This is a genomic window from Acinetobacter sp. P37 (assembly GCF_057480965.1).
This window is the reverse complement of sequence record NZ_JBLIYY010000018.1, coordinates 51,430-67,790: the sequence shown is the minus strand read 5'-3', so window position 1 is coordinate 67,790 and position 16,361 is coordinate 51,430. Positions and strand designations below refer to the sequence as shown.

Below are 16,361 nucleotides of genomic sequence, written 5' to 3'. Positions count from 1 at the left end.
AGGCAAGCTGAATTATCAATATGATGCGGTTGGCCGTTTGATACAGAGCAAAAGTATGCATAAAATGGAAAGCTTTACTTTTGACCCTGCAGGGAATTTGATTGACTCCCTTGCTACACAAGCGTCTCAAGCGAAAAGTAATTTGATCGCTCAATATAAGGGTAAAAACTATAAATACGATGCACAAGGCAATGTGATTGAAAGCAGCCATGCGGGCAAATGATTAAAACTGACGTGGGATAATCTGAACCGTTTGATTCGCAGTGATCATAATGGTCAAGTGACTGAATATGGGTATGATGTATTTGGACGGCGTTTATACAAGAAAAATCAAAATGCGCAAACCCTGACTTTATTTGGCTGGGACGGTGACTTGATGATTTGGGAGTCACAGCAATCTAATAATGCTGATGAAAACTATACTAAGCATTATGTCTATGAAGCAAAGAGTTTTGTACCATTACTCCAAACAGGCTATACAGGCTTTATCAAACTGATTGAGACCCCAGACTATTCAAAATTCCAACGTGAACCTTACTCAATTTATAAAGACCCTGTATGGAAAACAGAAACGAGAAAGAACAAAGCAAAGCTAGAACGCGTTGCTTTTTATCACTGTGACTAAGTGGGAACACCGCAAACCTTAAGTAATGAACGTGGTGAATGTGTCTGGGAGATCGTGCAGGATACGTGGGGCAATACGCAGCAAATCAGAGCCAGTGACAATTTGTTAGAACAAAGTAATATCCGTTTTCAGGGGCAATACTATGATGTTGAGACAGGCTTGCACTATAACCGTTATCGTTATTACGAGCCGTACAGTGGACGTTATGTGAGTAAAGACCCGATTGGGTTGATGGGGGGCTTAAATAATTCAGCTTATGTCAGTGATCCGAATCAGTGGGTGGATCCTATGGGACTAATTGTACATATTGTTTTTAACAAATCGAATGGAACAATTAAAGGTTCTGATTTAGATTCAAAAGAAACAATAGGTATAAATGGCGTTTTCACAGGTGGATATGCAAGTGTAGATCATATGACTCAACAAGTAACTAATTTATCACTAGATGAGTCGCAAGCTATTCCAAGAGGGAGATATTGGATAATCCCACATGAGGGTGAAGGTAAAGAGCATTGGTACAAGCTTTATGCAGTCGATATGCATACAGATGATTTTACTTATGATTTTAATAACAAGAAAATGAGAGGCTATTTTAGACTTCATCCAGGAACTTATAGTACAGGCTGTGTGACTATTCCCTCTTCAATGGGAGCAAAAAATGGAAATGTGAAGTGGGATAAATTATCTAGTTTTATACAAAAAACGAACAAGCATAAAGCGCTTGTTTTTAAAGGAGGCGATTTAGAAAGCAAAAGGAAATTTGGACACAAGCCAGATTTTGTTGACCTTTATGGAATATTGGATGTTGAGTAATGAAAAAATTTTTTATAACTGTTATTTTTTGCTGCACTATTTTATTTATATATTTAATTGGTAGTGGGTATTTTATCGATAAAGAGTGTGAAATTTCTATTGAAAAATTCAAAGTTCAAAGTAAAATATTGAATATTAGTGAAAAATCAATAAAAGTGTTTGAAGATACAGGGTATAATTTTGTATGTGAAGATTCTGATGATTTTATGTATAAAATTAATAGACTACCGTATAAAGTAGATGATGAAACATTTACTGAATTAATAGCAGTGGTTGTAATGAATTTTTATTATAATAGACCTGAATTTTCAATTATTCTTGATAATTTAAGTACAGTGCAAAAGTCAGAAGTTGAAAAAAAAATAGAAGAATTTATGAAAAATAGCACTTATATGAAAACCAAAAGTTTGGAAGATCTAGAGAAACTAAGCTACATAAAAGCTATTTTACAAGGTAATTAGTAAGTAATGACTTTGTTGCACAAAGATTTAAAAAGTAAAACTCCCTTAAGCAACTCAAATTTAAGTGACAACTCGGGTATGTGATCTGCCTAAGTCTGTAAATTTATTTAAAATGGCTATACGGGCATGTACTTCATTGACTTGGCTTTGAAAGTTCTTAGCACTGAGTTTATCGCCTAATAATTTAATGCAGTACATCTTAGTTTCAACCAAACTTCGCCGATGATAGCCTGACCATTTTTTCCAAAGCGATCTACCTAGCTGTTTGACTGTTTTTAATAACTCGTTCCGCGCTACTGACTTCGCTTGCTGATCTTTCCACGGCTTTGCATTTTTCCTAGGTGGAATGATCGCATGTGCATCTCGATCTAAAATGACTTGTCTGCATTGAAAGCAGCCCTGCAGGCAAAACATTAAAACTGACATGAGATAACCTGAATAGATTGATTTGCAGTGATCATCAGGGTCAGGTGACTGAATATGGTTATGATGTATTTGGACGACGCGTATTTAAGAAAAACCAAAATGCGCAAACCCTGACTATATTTGGCTGGGACGGTGACCTGATGATTTGGGAGTTACAGCAATCTAATAAATTAGACGAAAACTACACTAAGCATTATGTCTATGAACCGCAGAGTTTTGTACCGCTGCTGCAAACGGGCTATACAGGTTTTATCAAGCTTCTAGAAACCCCAATTATTCTCAATTTCAGCATGAAGATTATTCCGGTTTATAAAGATCCGATATGGAAAACGGAAACACGAAAAAATAAAGCTGAATTGGAGCGGGTGCTTTTTTATCACTGTGACCAATTTAGTACGCCGCAAACATTAACTAATGAATTAGGTGAGTGTGTTTGGGAAATAAAACAGGATGCATGGGGTGAAGCTATAGAAATAAAAGCCACTAATGCATTGCTTGAAGACACTAATATTCGTTTCCAAGGCCAATATTACGATGACGAAACTGGCTTACATTATAACCGTTACCGTTATTATGAGCCGTATAGTGCAAGATATGTAAGTAAAGACCCGATTGGATTGTTTGGTGGGTTGAATAACTCTTCGTATGTGAGTGATCCGAATCAGTGGGTTGATCCGATGGGGTTAACTGAATGGACTGGTTCAAGTTATCAAGTTAGTGTTCTTGCCGGAACAGGAATTAAATATGATTTAAGATCCCAATGCCTAAATAATGAAAGAGGTGTCGCATCAATAGTTGTTGGTGGTGGCTCATATGGGCGGGGGGGCACTTTAGGAGCGGCAGGAAGTAGATCAGTAACTTTTCATGACCCATATGATGGTGTTTATAAAGACGCATTGAATGGTGGGTGGGGAGATGTAAGTGCTAGTGTTGTATTATTTAGAGGTATAGGTTTTGGTAAAACTGGTTTAGGTGAAGCATCTAGTGATGGCTTAATGTCGACATATGATAGAGGAGTCGCTGATAGTGCTGGAGTTTCAAGTGGACATGTTATACCTAGTTTATCTAGCTATAAGGTTGAAGCTTGTTTTACAAATGACCCACGTGGGCCCATTTGTAATGGTCGAAATGGTAGATGTGAAAAAAGTGTACCTAAACCAAAGCCTCGATCATATATCGATCCCAAAACCATTCCTGAGTATGATCCTCGCTCTCATGCACATATTCCGCCAAATAATGTCAACATTAATGACATTTTTAACAAAATGAGTTTTTAAGAGGTTATGTACAAAATGCTGAAAAAGAAATTATTAGTGAGTCTAGCTGTCAGTATATGTATTACTGCTTGTAATGCTTCGAATACATCATCTGATTTAAATATGACATTTGAACAAGCTGAGCAGTTAAGATCACAAGCAGAAGCTGCACCATCAAACTCTGATGAAAAGAAAGAATATTATAAAAGACTCGAACCTATTTATGAAAACTTGGCAAAAGAGGGTAATAGTGATGCTCAACTAATATTGGCAGATATTTATTTTAAAGCGCTGAGTGGAACTTATGATACTAAAAAATCATTTGAGTGGACAAAAAAATCGGCAGATAATGGAAATGTCTCCGCTATGTATAATACTGGTTTTAAGTACTACACTGGAACTGGAGTTCAAAAAAGTATAGAAAATGCAAAAAAATATTATCTTAAAGCTGCTAAGTTGAATGATGTTGATGCAATGGGCTCTATAGGCTCTATTTATATTGAAGAAGGAAATATTGAAGAAGGGTTAAATTATTTAAAAAGTGCAGCCGAAAAAAATGATGCTCTTTCATTATTTGAGTTAGGGTTGATATATTGCGAAGGTGTGGTTGTTAAACAAGACTATAAAATTTGTAATAATTACTGGGAAAAATCTGCATCATTAAATAATGCTGAGGCTGCTTTAAATTTGGGTATTAATTTGATAAATAGTAATGGTATCACTAAAGATGTGGATCGAGCTATTAAGTATTTTGAATTAGCTAGTAAAATGAGTAAAGGACAAGCATCTTATAACTTAGGGGTCATATATTCATCTCCAGATTATAATAAGTTAAATGAAAGTTTATCTCAATTTTACTTTAATAAAGCATATGAGCAAGGCATCTCAAGTGCTAAAGAAAAGATAAAACAGTAAGTATTCAAATAATTTTCTGTAATTTATAAGAGATAGCATAATAATGCTCAAAAATAAAGTTCTGTTTATTTCCGCTATAAGCATTGTTATATGTAGCTTAATTGCTTGTACAAATTTGAATAAACAGGACAAGTTCCCTACGCTCGAGGAAGAGTGTAAATTAGCAGGAAGTAGTAGTAAGCAGTGTGAAATTCTTAATTTAAAAGATTTATCCTTAGATGAAAAAGAGAATCTAATGGGATGGGTCTATCTAAATGGGTTAGATAATATCAAACCTAATTATGATAAAGCTTACTATTGGTTTGAAAAGGCTGCAAAAGCTAATAACCATGAAGCTATAAATTCATTAGGTATGATTTATTTTGCTGGGTTAGGAAAAGATAAGGATTTTCAAAAGGCTGAAGAATGTTTTTTAGAAGCAAATAGGTATGGTAACAAAGATGCTAAATTGAACTTGGCAGAACTATATAGAGTTAAAGATTTTGGTCGATCACCAGATTTTGAAAAAGCAGAGCGTTGGTATTTATTAGGAGTCCAAGATAATCCTTCACGGGCATATGAGGGGTTATCAAAAATGTACTTGGATCAGGAAAACTATGAAAAGGCATTTAGTTTCTCTGGAAAAGCTGCTGAACTAGGTAATCCTGAAGCACAATATAATTTAGGGGTTTTCTTTGAGCAAGGCGTGTATGTAAAAAAAGATAAAAAGCAAGCTGAGTTTTGGTATGAAAAAGCAGCTAAGCAAGGACATTTGAACGCAATTAATAATTTAAATATTCTTAGATAAAAATAAATGGAAAGGCTTCATTATGTAATCATTTTTATCATAATGAAGCTTTATTTTCCGGGGTTATATGAAAAGATACTGTTTGATAAGTTTTTTTAAATAAAATTATTTTCTTGTTTTTGTAACTAAAACTAAAGAGAAAAGTATTAGCAGGTTTTTTTATTTCTTACCAATTATAGTCATTTATTAAAAAGTAAAATAACTGAAAATAAGGAGAAATAAATGAAAGAAATACTTTTACTAGCAATTTTATTGGGGTTAACTGGGTGTAGTGATAATGACCAAAAAAGCAGTGTGCAAGAAAATATAACTCAGCATGCTGAGTAGCAGTACCAGCATTAGCTAATTATAGTTTACCTGCCTCACCATAAGCATTTTCGATGGGTGGGTAGTCTATACTAATACAAGTCCTGTCGGCGCATCTACATTATTGGATGAAGCAAAAGACCGCTGCATTAGTTATGCCTAATGCAACTCAAGTGGCAAATGTACTGAAATGAAGCGATTACAAGAACTGGGGAAAAGATATCAAGAAGAAAATCCTGTGTATTTAAATGTACCTCCGAGTTCTCAATGGTTTCCGTCAAGTTTTTAATTTTTGGAGTTAGTAAATGAAATATTCTTATTCTATCTTTTTCAGCCTATTGATGGTAAGTGGTTGTAGTAATGGTACATCAACGAATACACTTCCTGATTCAGAAAAGATTACATCAACGGAGCAAGATTCATATCAAAAAATACAGAAATATTCTGAAGCTGGCGATAAGGAAAATTATTTAAAACTTTTAGAAACGTCTGCTGAAAGTGGGGATATAATTGCCCAAAATGAATTGGCTGGATTATATGCATTTGGTGAGGGCGTACCAAAAAGTGGAGAGAAATTTATTTATTGGTCAGAGTTAGCTGCATCTAAGGGGTCTTCACTTGCTCAACTTAATTTAGGTACAGCCTATTTTTTTGGAACTAATGGAGTAACTCAAGATTTGGTAAAAGCAGAAAAGTGGCTAACACTTGCTGCAAGTAATAATGAAGAAATTGCTAAAAGTTATTTACAGAAAATAAAAAATAATGAAATACCAGATGATACAAAACTTCTTATGGAGAGTGATAAGTAGTTTGGTCTATTTACGGCTTTGTTGCACAAAGATTTGAAATGCAAAGCGCCCTTAATTGAGCCAAATTTAAGGCGTAACTTGGGTAAGTGGTCGACCTAATTCCGTAAATCTGTTGAGGACTGCTACACGTGCATGAATCTCATTCACCTGACTAGGAAAGCTTCTTGCCATTAATTTATCGCCTAATAATTTGATGCAATGCATCTTGGTTTCCACCAAACTTCGGCAATGATAGCCGGACCATTTTTTCCATAATGTCCTGCCTGAGAAGCACTGCTTCGCAAGATTAACCGTTCGAAGTAATTCATTTCGCGCTAGCGAGCTGATCTTTGTATCTTTCCATGGTTTCGCATTTTTTCTAGGTGGAATCACCGCATGCGCTTGCCGATCTGCAATGACCTGACGACATTGTTTGGTGTCATAAGCGCCATCGGTATAAACAGAGTCAATCTGCTCATCTTGTGGAATCTGATCGAGTAAATCACCAAGCACTTGTGAATCACTCACATTATTTGTAGTGAGTTGAATGGCGCGTATTTGAAGGGTTTCAGCATCTATACCAATATGAAGTTTACGCCATTGGCGACGATATTCAGGTCCATGTTTCTTCCTTTTCCATTCACCTTCACCTAAAAAATTTAGACCGGTAGAGTCTACCAGCAAGTTAAGCCCACCACTGCTTTTTTGATAATTAATCGCAATATCAATATGTTTTTGTCTTCTGCAAAGCGTACTGTAATCTGGTGCGGTCCAATTTAATCCACAAAGTTTAATCAGACTTTGCACAAAGCCAGTGACCATACGTAAAGATAGACGGAATAAGGATTTAATCATTAAGCAGCATTGGATAGCTGCGTCGGAGTAGGTTTGATTTCGCCCTTGTTTGCCTTTTGATGGAGCATACCATTGCGTAGCAGGATCAAACCAAATGGCAATATTTCCGCGACTCATGAGTGCTCGGTTATATGCGGGCCAATTGGTTGTGCGGTAGATTTTGTGTGTAGGCTTCTTCATTTGAAAATTATATCGCTGAAAAAGCCTTTACAGATAGGTTTGTGCAACAAAGCCGTTGGATATATAAATGATGAAATTCATGCAAAGACCCTAGTCCAAACTATAATAATTCCATTTTTTAGTTTAAGTGGGATCGTGAAAGATGAAATTAAAATAGTAGTACAACAAACAATTAATGGACATAAGCTTATAGGCCTTTTAGCACATGCTAGGGTTAAAACTTTTACTTAATACATCATTAATAAGCTTTAGGTCAGAGAGTATCGCAGCTAGGTGTAAAACAATCACTTGGCACACTTAAAAACTTTGCTAAATTGGCTAAAGCATCAGTTGTAGGAATAGTTTGTGTGACTTTGGGTGAAATTATGGAGTACATAGCAGGTGATGATACTGATATATGCACATTAATGGGGGGATTAATTGCTGGATGGAGTAAAATTTTGTTATCGACAGCTTTTTTCTGCGCAATTGTTGCTGCAATAAGCTTACTAATACCACTTGCACCATTCGCTAGAGATTAAGACTAGTGACAATTTATTAGAGCAAACAAGTATTCGTTTTCAAGGGCAATATTACGATAGTGAAACTGGATTACATTATAACCGTTACCGTTATTATGAGCCGTTTAGTGCAAGGTATGTGAGTAAAGATCCGATTGGACTATTTGGTGGATTAAATAATTCTGCTTATGTCAGTGATCCGAATCTGTGGGTCGATCAATTGGGATTAACTCCCTTAAATGCTGCTGGTGCTGCATATGGCTGCATAGCTGGTGCTGTTGGTGGTTATACAACAGGAGAGTGGAAAGGTGCTGCAATTGGGTGTGTTGCAGGAGGTGCAGTGGGGGCTGTAAATCCTTGGGCATCACATGCTGTAGGTGCAGCAGGAGGTGCAGGAGTTTCTTCAGTGCTGGGTCAAGGTGTGGGATTATTTGCTGCGAAGAAGGAAGTTGCGAATATGTGTAATTATGATGCTGGTGCTGTAGTAGGAGCTATGGTTGGTGGTGGCATTGGAGGATCTGTGAATAAGGCAGTAATTCAAAGGGCTCCATATATGAGAGTAGATTTGATGAATAAACCATTGGGTACTTCTGGAATTAATCGAACTCCAGGCAAACTAGCAGGGGCATTACTAGAGGGTAAAATAACAGGTGCTGGTGAATTAATGGGTACTGGGAAAATAACCTTGCCATCTTGTGCAAAATAATTAGTGAGATAGTTAATGATTTGGTTTAAAACGGCTATGTTTTTCTTGTTATATATGATTTATATGATTTTAATTTTAAATTTTTATGCTAAAGCTTTAATTAAAGTAAGTATACTTGGTCATTTTTTTAAAGTGGTATTTAGTTCTTTATTATATTTACTGTTTGCTATTGCTTTTATTTTTCCTTTTTTTCATATTCATGAGTTTGTAGATGATTTCCATATATATTTTGATCAAAACAATATTTATTTTGCTTTTACTTTGATTTCTTTTGCATTAGTTTGTAGTTTTTCAATAATTTATTTTAATAAAAAATTTGTTCCTAATTTAAAAGCTTTGGGGTATTTTAAATGATTGATGCGTGCTGAAATAACAGGAGACTTCCACTTAGGAAATTTTAGGCTGCTAGCTAAAATTTTACCAATTTCAACATCAACCTATTATCGAGCTTTAGATCTCTTCGATAACCCAGAACATCGAGCGAAACGTGCTCTGCATGATTTACATCATGCAGAGCAAATTAAACGTATTTGGAAGGAAAGTTTGGGCCGATATGGTGTTCGTAAAGTTTGGCAACAACTGAGACATGAAGGCTATGTGATAGCACGCTGTACCGTAGTTCGCTTGATGCGAAAGCTAGATATACAAGGTGTTTGGCGTGGTAAGAATAAACAAACCACCCGTAGCCGAGAGGATCAAAAACAAGCAGATGATTTAGTGAAACGTAATTTTAGTGCTGATCGACCTGACCCTTGCTAAGCAGTGCTTCTCAGGTCAGTGACTTTACGTATATTCAAACCAAGTCAGATTGGGTGTATACCGCATTTATTATTGATGTGTTTTCACGAGCAATTGTTGGATGGAAAGTATCGACACGCATGAATACAGATATGGTACTTGATGAATTAGAACAAGCTTTGCATGATTGAGGTATGCCAAAGAATGTAATTCATCATTCAGACAGAGGTTTGCAATACCTCTCTATTCGCTACACCAATCGTCTAGAAGCAGCAAATTTACGAGCGTCAGTCGGTACGACCGGTGATTCGTACGATAATGCTTTGGCTGAAACGGTAAATGGCTTATACAAAACAGAGGTGATTGAATATTTAAAAGCAGACTGGCAAGGTTTAGCGGATGTACAACTTGCGACATTAAATTGGGTAGATTGGTTTAACAAAAAGCGTGTACACAGTGCATTGGGTTACGTGTCGCCTTTTGAGTTTGAAGCAATGTACTATGATAAGATTAACCCGTTAGGTCAGGTGGCCTAACTTAAATAAAAAAGTCTCCGACAAACCCGGTACGGTTCAATTTTGGTGGCTATTCACTATGCTAGAATGGCATATAAATTATTCTGACTAAGTGAATGAAAAATGAATGTAAAAAAAACAGCTTTTTTTTTAGTATTTTTGAGTTTACTTGGTCTTAATAGTTGTACAAAGACTGTACCTCAGAAAGAAAAAAATCTTGTTAAATCAGAGTCTTTATATAAACAAGGTCAAAAATATTTTTTAGGTGATGGTGTAGAACAAAACTATCAAAAAGCTTTGGAATATTTTGAAAAAGCTGCAAATGAAGATTCTGTAGTTGCTCAAAATGATTTAGCAGGTATGTACTTCAAAGGAATAGGTACACAAAAAAATGAAGCTAAAGCTTATTATTGGTTTAATGAAGCATGTAAATTAAATTCTTCTGAAGCTCAGTATAATTTAGGTATAATGTATGACAATGGATATTATGTAGATAAAGATCGAACAAAAGCTTTAGATTATTATAACTTATCTGCAAAACAAGGATATGCTCGGGCTCAATTCAGCCTCGCTAATGCATATCTTGATGGAAATGGTATTGAAAAAGATATCAATAAGGCCATTAGCTTGTATACCGATGCGGCTAAACAAAATTTACCAGATGCTCAATACAATTTAGCCAACATATATGAAGAAGGAGCTATAGTTCCAAGAGATGAAAAAAAAGCGCTCGATCTTTATATACAAGCAGCAAACCAGAATTTTCCTATAGCTCAAAATAATTTGGGTTATATTTATGCGAATACCTATAATGATCTAGAAAAAGCAAAATATTGGTTTCAACGGGCATTTGAGAATGGTTATAAAGATGCTGGGGATGCACTAAAAAAAATAGAATCAATATCTAATTTGTATTAGTTCAGATTTGATCGTACATTCTTCTTGAAAAAGAGAAAGTTACCCGTTTTGATAAAGGTGTCGAAATCTTAATCAAACAAAGGTAACTTTCTTATGTTGCATACTAACAATCAAATCATTAAACACAAAGTAGAGGTCTGCTCAATTTAGCTGAAGAGCTTCAGAATGTATCCAGAGCATGCAAAGTGATGGGTGTTTCAAGAGATACATTTTATCGCTATCAAGAGTTAGTGAAGTCTGGTGATATTGACGCACTGATCAATAAATCCCGTCGAGTACCAAATTTAAAAAACCGTGTAGATGATGCTACTGAACAGGCTGTTATTGATTTCGCAATTCAATATCCCGCATATGGTCAGCACCATACTAGTAATGAATTACGCAAGAAGGGTGTATTCGTTACAGGGAGTGGGGTTCGCTCTATATGGCTTCGTCATGATTTAGAAAACTTTAAGAAGCGTTTAAAAGCACTTGAGGCTAAAGTGGCACAGGATGGTATTGAATTAAATGATTAGCAGATTGCGGCACTTGAACGTAAGCATGAGGATGACGTTGCTTGTGGTGAAATCGAAACAGCTCATCCAGGCTATTTAGGCACACAAGACACCTTTTATGTGTATGATTCATAGAGATCGTTTCAATTTAGCGATCTCTAAATCCATTTTGTAATTGGCATGTTTAATCCGTTCATTGGATGGGTTGTATTGCTTCAGAACCTCGTCTGAGAAAGGAGTTTCTTCACATAATTCAAAGTACCTTTCCATCGGTATTTTACCTTTCAAAGCTGAATGTAGTCTCATCCAGTTATAGTAATGCTGCCATTCGGCTAGCTTGTCTTGGATAGCTTCAGAATTAATATCTACAGTAGCGTAGAACTCAGATTTATCAGTCTTTTGTGAGCGCTCTACTTTGCGGTTCAGATGAGGTGAACCTGGTTTATTTGGCCTAAATTTGATCCCATGCTGCATCATTTTTTTCTGTACTTTTTCAGCAAAGAATTCCCGCCCTCGATCGGTCTGTATTCGCTGTATGGGAAAAGGCATTTCTTCAATTACGCAATCTAAAAAGTCGAGAGTATTCGCTGCTGTTCGGTGTTTATATATCCTTAAAACGCGATATCGTGTGTAGTCATCGATAGATGTGTACTGATATAGCCCAGGACCCAGTTTACAGGTATCCATTTGAATTCTATCGCCTGGTAATGGGCGTTCATAACGAATAAAATCTGCTCTACGACGAAATTTTTATTGGTTTGACTTGATGGGAGGATATTACTTTATGGATAGACGCTAAGGACAGCGAGACTCCGTGCAGCCTCATCAATTCTGTTTGCAAACGTCGGGCACCAAGATTTCTAGCTGAACGTATTTCTAATATTTAGACTTCTAGCTCAGCACTGATTTTAGTATTTGGCGATTTTAAGGGACGTCTACTCTGGCTACTTAACCCATATATACCTTGCTCACAATATCGTTTCCACCACTTGCGTAACGTTGGTCTGGAAATGCCACATCTCCGACAGACTAGGCCAGCATCATTGGTCTCTTCAAATAATTTAACCCATACGAGTCTTTGTTGAATTTCTCTGTTCATAGACACCCATTAGATTGAAATGATGTCTATGAATCACACCCCTAAACTAAGGCTGATCGGCAATCAATTCACATTGGTTAATGAGCTTAATCAAAGTGTTTTGCACATATTCTTCAAACTCAATACCTTGTTCTTCCGATATTTTTTCAATTTTTTTAAGAACATCACTATCTAATTCAAATTCTATTTTCTCTGATGTTTCCATTAGTAAATCATAGTTATTTTCGACCATTTTTTTGAACATTTCTTCTAAGTTGTTTCTCGATGATACCTTGAAAGATAGTCGTAAAGAGCTATTAATAATTTCAACATGAGTATATCCAATATATTCAGTCAATTTTCCTACAAATCCTAAATGCTTCATAATCATGCTCAAATATACTGAAAGGAAATAGCTCTCCACTAATAGCTATGTAAATTAAGCTAAACTTTCCTTTACAAACGTTGGATCAACAATAAATAACCTAATTAATGATGTTGCTGCACCAGAAGGTCTTCTCACACCTTGTTCCCAAGATTCTAATGTACGTTTGGAAACACCAAGGAGCTTAGCAAACTGTTCTTGTGTCAGCTGTGCCTTTCTACGTGCTAAAGCTACATCTGTTTCAGTAATTACTGTTCTTTTTGCAGCATTATTTGCCAACATATCATCGATGCCTTGTAAGATTTCAGCTTCAATATCTCTTGTTGCTTCAAAGGCTTCTAGTTCTTTTTCAGTCATTAAACGAGTCATTTAATTTCTCCACCAATACTTGAAGGGTTTTCTTACTAAGTTGTACCGTTTGCTTTTTACTGTACAAGGTTAATAACCAAATCTCTCCATTCGTTAAACGATTAAAGTAGATGACTCTGACACCACCACTTTTGCCTCGACCACCGCTAGTCCATCTGATCTTACGAATGCCACCCGAATTAGGTTCGACATCCCCGGCCTCAGGATTTAATGCCAAGAATGTTTTAAATTCCTCATATTCTTCCTGAGTCCAATAAACAAGACAGTATTTGGTAAATAAAGGGGTGTCACATATTGTATACATTGCTTGTGTTTATACCACCTTGTAGTAGTTTATTTTATACTACTTTGTGGTACTTTTAAATATTAATGTGTAATTCGTAGGATGAAAGATGATATATTATTTTGCAGAAGAGCCCTTCTAGGTAGTGTTACCTAGGAGGAAAAATGAAAAAGCTGAAACTGATCCTAGCCAAAATAATGGACAGTACTTCCCTCTAAAGATAACGTAACGTTAACTTTGGAGATACAAGAAATGGGCAAACGTTTTAGTCCTGAATTTAAACAGCAAGCAATTGATTATGCACTTTCAAACTCACACGAGTCAGTAGCTGCAATCTCCCAGAAATTAGGTGTGGGTTATTCAACATTAGATAAATGAATTCGTGAAACCAATCCGGCAGGTTCAAACAAACGTCAACTTTCACCAGAACAACAGCGGATCCTAGAATTAGAGAAAGAAGTCAAACAGCTCAGGGAAGCCAATGACATCTTAAAAAAAGCGCATGTGTACTTTCTGACAGATCATGCCAAGAAAAGTACACGGTAATTCAAGATCTAGCTGTGAATGGAGTCACTGTATCTTCTGTCTGTAAATGCCTGGGTGTCAGCACTTCAGGCTATTATGCCTGGGGTTGCTGCGCATATGCGTCCATTCCTCGGAAATATTGGTACGACACCTTCACGTGACTTACCAGACTCTCAAAACTGCCACGACTTTGGTCAGTATTTGATTGATGCACCGCATAAATTCGGAATGACTGATGAAGAACTTATCGCAGCCAAAACAGACGGTCACATGGATACCAATTCGATTCATCCAGGCTGTATTTTGATTTGTCCTGTGAAAGTACCAGGTGCAGGTGTCTACATGGGGGATATGCATGCGCAACAAGGCAATGGTGAAATTGCAGGACATGCCACGGACGTTTCAGGCGAAACAGAATTACAAGTGGAAGTGATTAAAGGCTTAACAATTGACGGCCCAATTTTACTTCAAGCACCAGATGACTTACCACCAATGGCACGTCCATTTACCAAGGAAGAGCATGAAAAAGTGAAAGCTTTAGGTGCGCGTTGGGGACAAACTGAGATTGAGGAAAGTGGTCCAATCACATTTATGGGAACAGGTAAGAACCTCAATGATGCAACGGACAATTCATGATTACATCCATTATTATAATCATGAAAGAATACAACTAAATTTAAAAGGATTGAGCCTTGTTCAATTCAGAACTCAATCCTGTTGTTAACTAAACTGTCCAAGATTTGGGGTTCAGTTCAAATGGGCGGTTTTTTAGTTGCCTAGATTGTAGTAATGGTCCAGTTGTCTCATTTGGTAGTCGCTCATTTCAGCATCCTTAAAGAATTCATCTCTTGACTCAAGTACATCTCGAACATTCTTTATGATCTCTTTTGCCTGAAACTCGGTTAACCCAAAGGCATTGCAGCGACTCAATAGATTTTGCGCCGTTCCGATTCGGCCTTCTTCTCCCACGGCGATCGCATGTTCTTTTGGGTAAGATGCGCGAGATCCGTGCGGTAGAACATCAAATAGAGGGCTGAGTGAATAATGATGATTTTTCATGTCATGCATTAAGAAGCCATGGTTTTTTAAATGATCATCTGTATTACTGATCATCACATTCAAGACCATGCGCTTATATAGCTCTAATTGATTGCTGATTGCGTCATGGCAAATTTGACTGCAGATCTTAGACAAATGCATATAAGACATCTTTAAGTCGTCTACGCGCACTTTACGGATGTTCATAAGGCTGTGTGCGCTGATGTAGTGTTTCTTTCGCTCAGGGCAGTTACGATCAAAGCGCTCAACAAGCAAAATAGGGCTGCCTTCAACTTCTTCAAGCTCGACATTGCTGACATTCAAACCTAAAGCTTGCGCCATCTTCATTGATGCATATTCAACTTTTGCATTATCAAAGAGGTCATCGGATTTATTGAATTTCGCAATCCACTCAATGCCTTTGTGCTGTACGACCACTTTAGGTCGCGCACCCCCCATTGATGACCCATGGTGAATGAGTTTTGATAAATAATTATCGGTCATCATGCTGATCATGTTCGGGTCTTGGTGCTGATCAACTGCTTTAGATAATTTTAAGTAAGCCTGTAAGTCAGAGAATTTAACAAAGGATTCTTTGCCAACGGTTTTGACCGCTTTAGAAGACAAACTCGCCACTAAGCACCCAACTGCATTACCACGTGCCGCAATAAGCCATTCAATTTGATTGAGTGGTACGCGAGTGTGCTGGGTTAACGTAAGCTTACGACCCCAATTGTCGGGCGTAGCATCTGCAAGTACGCCAAAGCCATCTTTAGCTGCAGTGGTGTACGCCGTGTTGGGTGTAATAAATGGTAGGTTAATTGGATCAAGCTCAAATGAGTTATTGAGATCCAAATAGCTCTTACCATAAATAAAATTATAGATTGAATCTTTGAGCGCATATTGAGCAACAACTTGCGGCGTATCGCCTGTATCCAAAAAAATGTAGCAGCTCTTAATTTCTTCTTGCATGGATAGGTTTTTAGAAGTCATCACTCATATCCTCTGATTTATTATTAGCGCGGACTCGAACTTTTTTGGTAGCGAGTGCTTTTCCAACTTCGTCATTTTGTGGGTTCGCAATACTAAGCAAACTGTCTTCCAAGCCAAATACAACGAGAATGGAAATAAGATTTTTTAGGTTAGAGCTGGGTTTGCCGCTTTCAAGTCGTGAGATTGTCTTTTCATCCACATGCACACGGTTAGCCAATTCGCTAATCGTCATATTCCGGTTCATGCGTGCTGTTTTAATGTTACTCCCGATCTGAACTAACAGATCTTCAACACCCTCAAGCATAAAATCACTTGCTGCTCTTTTCATGAAAAATCTCCTCAATACGGTCATTATATACCGATTAACCAACTTAAGCAGTATTTTATGGGTGTTTTTAAATTATATT

Annotated in this window: 14 protein-coding genes and 9 pseudogenes; 15 read left to right on the top strand and 8 right to left on the bottom strand. The window is 36.8% G+C overall.

Features of this window, described 5'->3' with window-relative positions; all coding sequences use genetic code 11:
• The 3 genes and pseudogenes from AC25JC_RS14640 to AC25JC_RS14630 form a co-directional block, all read left to right on the top strand.
• Nucleotides 1–922: pseudogene (locus AC25JC_RS14640) on the top strand (RHS repeat domain-containing protein); the annotation flags it as partial.
• Nucleotides 914–1,438 carry a tlde1 domain-containing protein gene (locus tag AC25JC_RS14635; RefSeq protein ID WP_227591947.1) on the top strand — a complete coding sequence of 175 codons (525 nt, stop codon included), beginning with the start codon at nucleotides 914–916 and terminating at the stop codon, nucleotides 1,436–1,438. The pseudogene AC25JC_RS14640 and the gene AC25JC_RS14635, both read left to right, overlap by 9 nt.
• Complete coding sequence (locus AC25JC_RS14630) at nucleotides 1,438–1,899, top strand: hypothetical protein (protein WP_180036286.1); 462 nt, start codon at nucleotides 1,438–1,440, stop codon at nucleotides 1,897–1,899. Before AC25JC_RS14635 ends, AC25JC_RS14630 begins: the two co-directional genes overlap by 1 nt.
• A 60-nt stretch (nucleotides 1,900–1,959) precedes the next feature.
• On the opposite strand, the pseudogene AC25JC_RS14625 reads toward AC25JC_RS14630, so the two are convergent.
• A pseudogene (locus AC25JC_RS14625) lies at nucleotides 1,960–2,289 on the bottom strand (transposase); the annotation flags it as partial.
• Here AC25JC_RS14625 and AC25JC_RS14620 point away from each other — a divergent pair.
• The 4 genes and pseudogenes from AC25JC_RS14620 to AC25JC_RS14605 form a co-directional block, all read left to right on the top strand.
• Nucleotides 2,286–3,011, top strand: a pseudogene (locus AC25JC_RS14620) (RHS repeat domain-containing protein); the annotation flags it as partial. The pseudogenes AC25JC_RS14625 and AC25JC_RS14620 sit on opposite strands and share 4 nt — an antisense overlap.
• A 606-nt stretch (nucleotides 3,012–3,617) precedes the next feature.
• Complete coding sequence (locus AC25JC_RS14615) at nucleotides 3,618–4,496, top strand: tetratricopeptide repeat protein (RefSeq protein ID WP_163146125.1); 879 nt, start codon at nucleotides 3,618–3,620, stop codon at nucleotides 4,494–4,496.
• 43 nt (nucleotides 4,497–4,539) lie between these two features.
• Entirely contained in the window at nucleotides 4,540–5,283 is a 744-nt protein-coding gene (locus AC25JC_RS14610) for a tetratricopeptide repeat protein (RefSeq protein ID WP_180109949.1), read from the top strand.
• Nucleotides 5,284–5,894: 611 nt separating this feature from the next.
• Entirely contained in the window at nucleotides 5,895–6,398 is a 504-nt protein-coding gene (locus tag AC25JC_RS14605; RefSeq protein ID WP_486924314.1) for a tetratricopeptide repeat protein, read from the top strand.
• A 66-nt stretch (nucleotides 6,399–6,464) separates the two neighbouring features.
• Here AC25JC_RS14605 and AC25JC_RS14600 read toward each other — a convergent pair whose 3' ends face one another.
• Complete coding sequence (locus tag AC25JC_RS14600; RefSeq protein ID WP_486924313.1) at nucleotides 6,465–7,412, bottom strand: IS5 family transposase; 948 nt, start codon at nucleotides 7,410–7,412, stop codon at nucleotides 6,465–6,467.
• Nucleotides 7,413–7,919: 507 nt separating this feature from the next.
• Here AC25JC_RS14600 and AC25JC_RS14595 point away from each other — a divergent pair.
• The 5 genes and pseudogenes from AC25JC_RS14595 to AC25JC_RS14575 all read left to right on the top strand — a co-directional run.
• Nucleotides 7,920–8,162, top strand: a pseudogene (locus tag AC25JC_RS14595) (RHS repeat-associated core domain-containing protein); the annotation flags it as partial.
• 471 nt (nucleotides 8,163–8,633) lie between these two features.
• Nucleotides 8,634–8,972 (top strand): hypothetical protein, encoded by a 339-nt coding sequence (locus AC25JC_RS14590; RefSeq protein WP_486924312.1) that lies wholly within the window; start codon nucleotides 8,634–8,636, stop codon nucleotides 8,970–8,972.
• Nucleotides 8,973–9,023: 51 nt separating this feature from the next.
• Nucleotides 9,024–9,892, top strand: a pseudogene (locus AC25JC_RS14585) (IS3 family transposase); the annotation flags it as partial.
• Nucleotides 9,893–9,994: 102 nt separating this feature from the next.
• Nucleotides 9,995–10,789, top strand: a complete 795-nt coding sequence (locus tag AC25JC_RS14580) for a tetratricopeptide repeat protein (RefSeq protein WP_486924311.1) — start codon at nucleotides 9,995–9,997, stop codon at nucleotides 10,787–10,789.
• Nucleotides 10,790–10,882: 93 nt separating this feature from the next.
• Nucleotides 10,883–11,406, top strand: a pseudogene (locus tag AC25JC_RS14575) (helix-turn-helix domain-containing protein); the annotation flags it as partial.
• A gap of 6 nt (nucleotides 11,407–11,412) precedes the next feature.
• Here the strand turns inward: AC25JC_RS14575 and AC25JC_RS14570 are convergent.
• The 4 genes and pseudogenes from AC25JC_RS14570 to AC25JC_RS14555 all read right to left on the bottom strand — a co-directional run bounded on the left by AC25JC_RS14570 (nucleotide 11,413) and on the right by AC25JC_RS14555 (nucleotide 13,419).
• Nucleotides 11,413–12,382, bottom strand: a pseudogene (locus tag AC25JC_RS14570) (IS481 family transposase).
• A gap of 46 nt (nucleotides 12,383–12,428) precedes the next feature.
• The gene (locus tag AC25JC_RS14565; protein WP_180036203.1) at nucleotides 12,429–12,746 is read right to left on the bottom strand and encodes a hypothetical protein; all 318 of its coding nucleotides are present in this window, start codon (nucleotides 12,744–12,746) and stop codon (nucleotides 12,429–12,431) included.
• 54 nt (nucleotides 12,747–12,800) lie between these two features.
• On the bottom strand, nucleotides 12,801–13,115 hold the full coding sequence (locus AC25JC_RS14560; protein ID WP_152873599.1) for a helix-turn-helix domain-containing protein: 315 nt from the start codon (nucleotides 13,113–13,115) through the stop codon (nucleotides 12,801–12,803).
• On the bottom strand, nucleotides 13,096–13,419 hold the full coding sequence (locus tag AC25JC_RS14555) for a transcriptional regulator (RefSeq protein ID WP_306669820.1): 324 nt from the start codon (nucleotides 13,417–13,419) through the stop codon (nucleotides 13,096–13,098). The genes AC25JC_RS14560 and AC25JC_RS14555 overlap by 20 nt, the downstream gene beginning before the upstream one ends.
• Before the next feature lie 231 nt (nucleotides 13,420–13,650).
• On the opposite strand from AC25JC_RS14555, the pseudogene AC25JC_RS14550 reads away from it, so the two are divergent.
• From AC25JC_RS14550 to AC25JC_RS14540, 3 genes and pseudogenes are all read left to right on the top strand, one after another.
• Nucleotides 13,651–14,027: pseudogene (locus AC25JC_RS14550) on the top strand (transposase); the annotation flags it as partial.
• The gene (locus tag AC25JC_RS14545) at nucleotides 13,963–14,559 is read left to right on the top strand and encodes an acetamidase/formamidase family protein (protein WP_486924310.1); all 597 of its coding nucleotides are present in this window, start codon (nucleotides 13,963–13,965) and stop codon (nucleotides 14,557–14,559) included. The pseudogene AC25JC_RS14550 and the gene AC25JC_RS14545, both read left to right, overlap by 65 nt.
• Nucleotides 14,555–14,647: pseudogene (locus tag AC25JC_RS14540) on the top strand (IS3 family transposase); the annotation flags it as partial. The gene AC25JC_RS14545 and the pseudogene AC25JC_RS14540, both read left to right, overlap by 5 nt.
• A gap of 44 nt (nucleotides 14,648–14,691) precedes the next feature.
• Here AC25JC_RS14540 and AC25JC_RS14535 read toward each other — a convergent pair.
• Together AC25JC_RS14535 and AC25JC_RS14530 are read right to left on the bottom strand one after the other, a co-directional pair.
• Complete coding sequence (locus AC25JC_RS14535) at nucleotides 14,692–15,954, bottom strand: type II toxin-antitoxin system HipA family toxin (RefSeq protein WP_486924309.1); 1,263 nt, start codon at nucleotides 15,952–15,954, stop codon at nucleotides 14,692–14,694.
• Nucleotides 15,944–16,282: a helix-turn-helix domain-containing protein gene (locus AC25JC_RS14530; RefSeq protein ID WP_111886070.1), complete on the bottom strand. Its 339-nt coding sequence runs from the start codon at nucleotides 16,280–16,282 to the stop codon at nucleotides 15,944–15,946. The genes AC25JC_RS14535 and AC25JC_RS14530 overlap by 11 nt, the downstream gene beginning before the upstream one ends.
• Nucleotides 16,283–16,361: the final 79 nt, after the last annotated feature.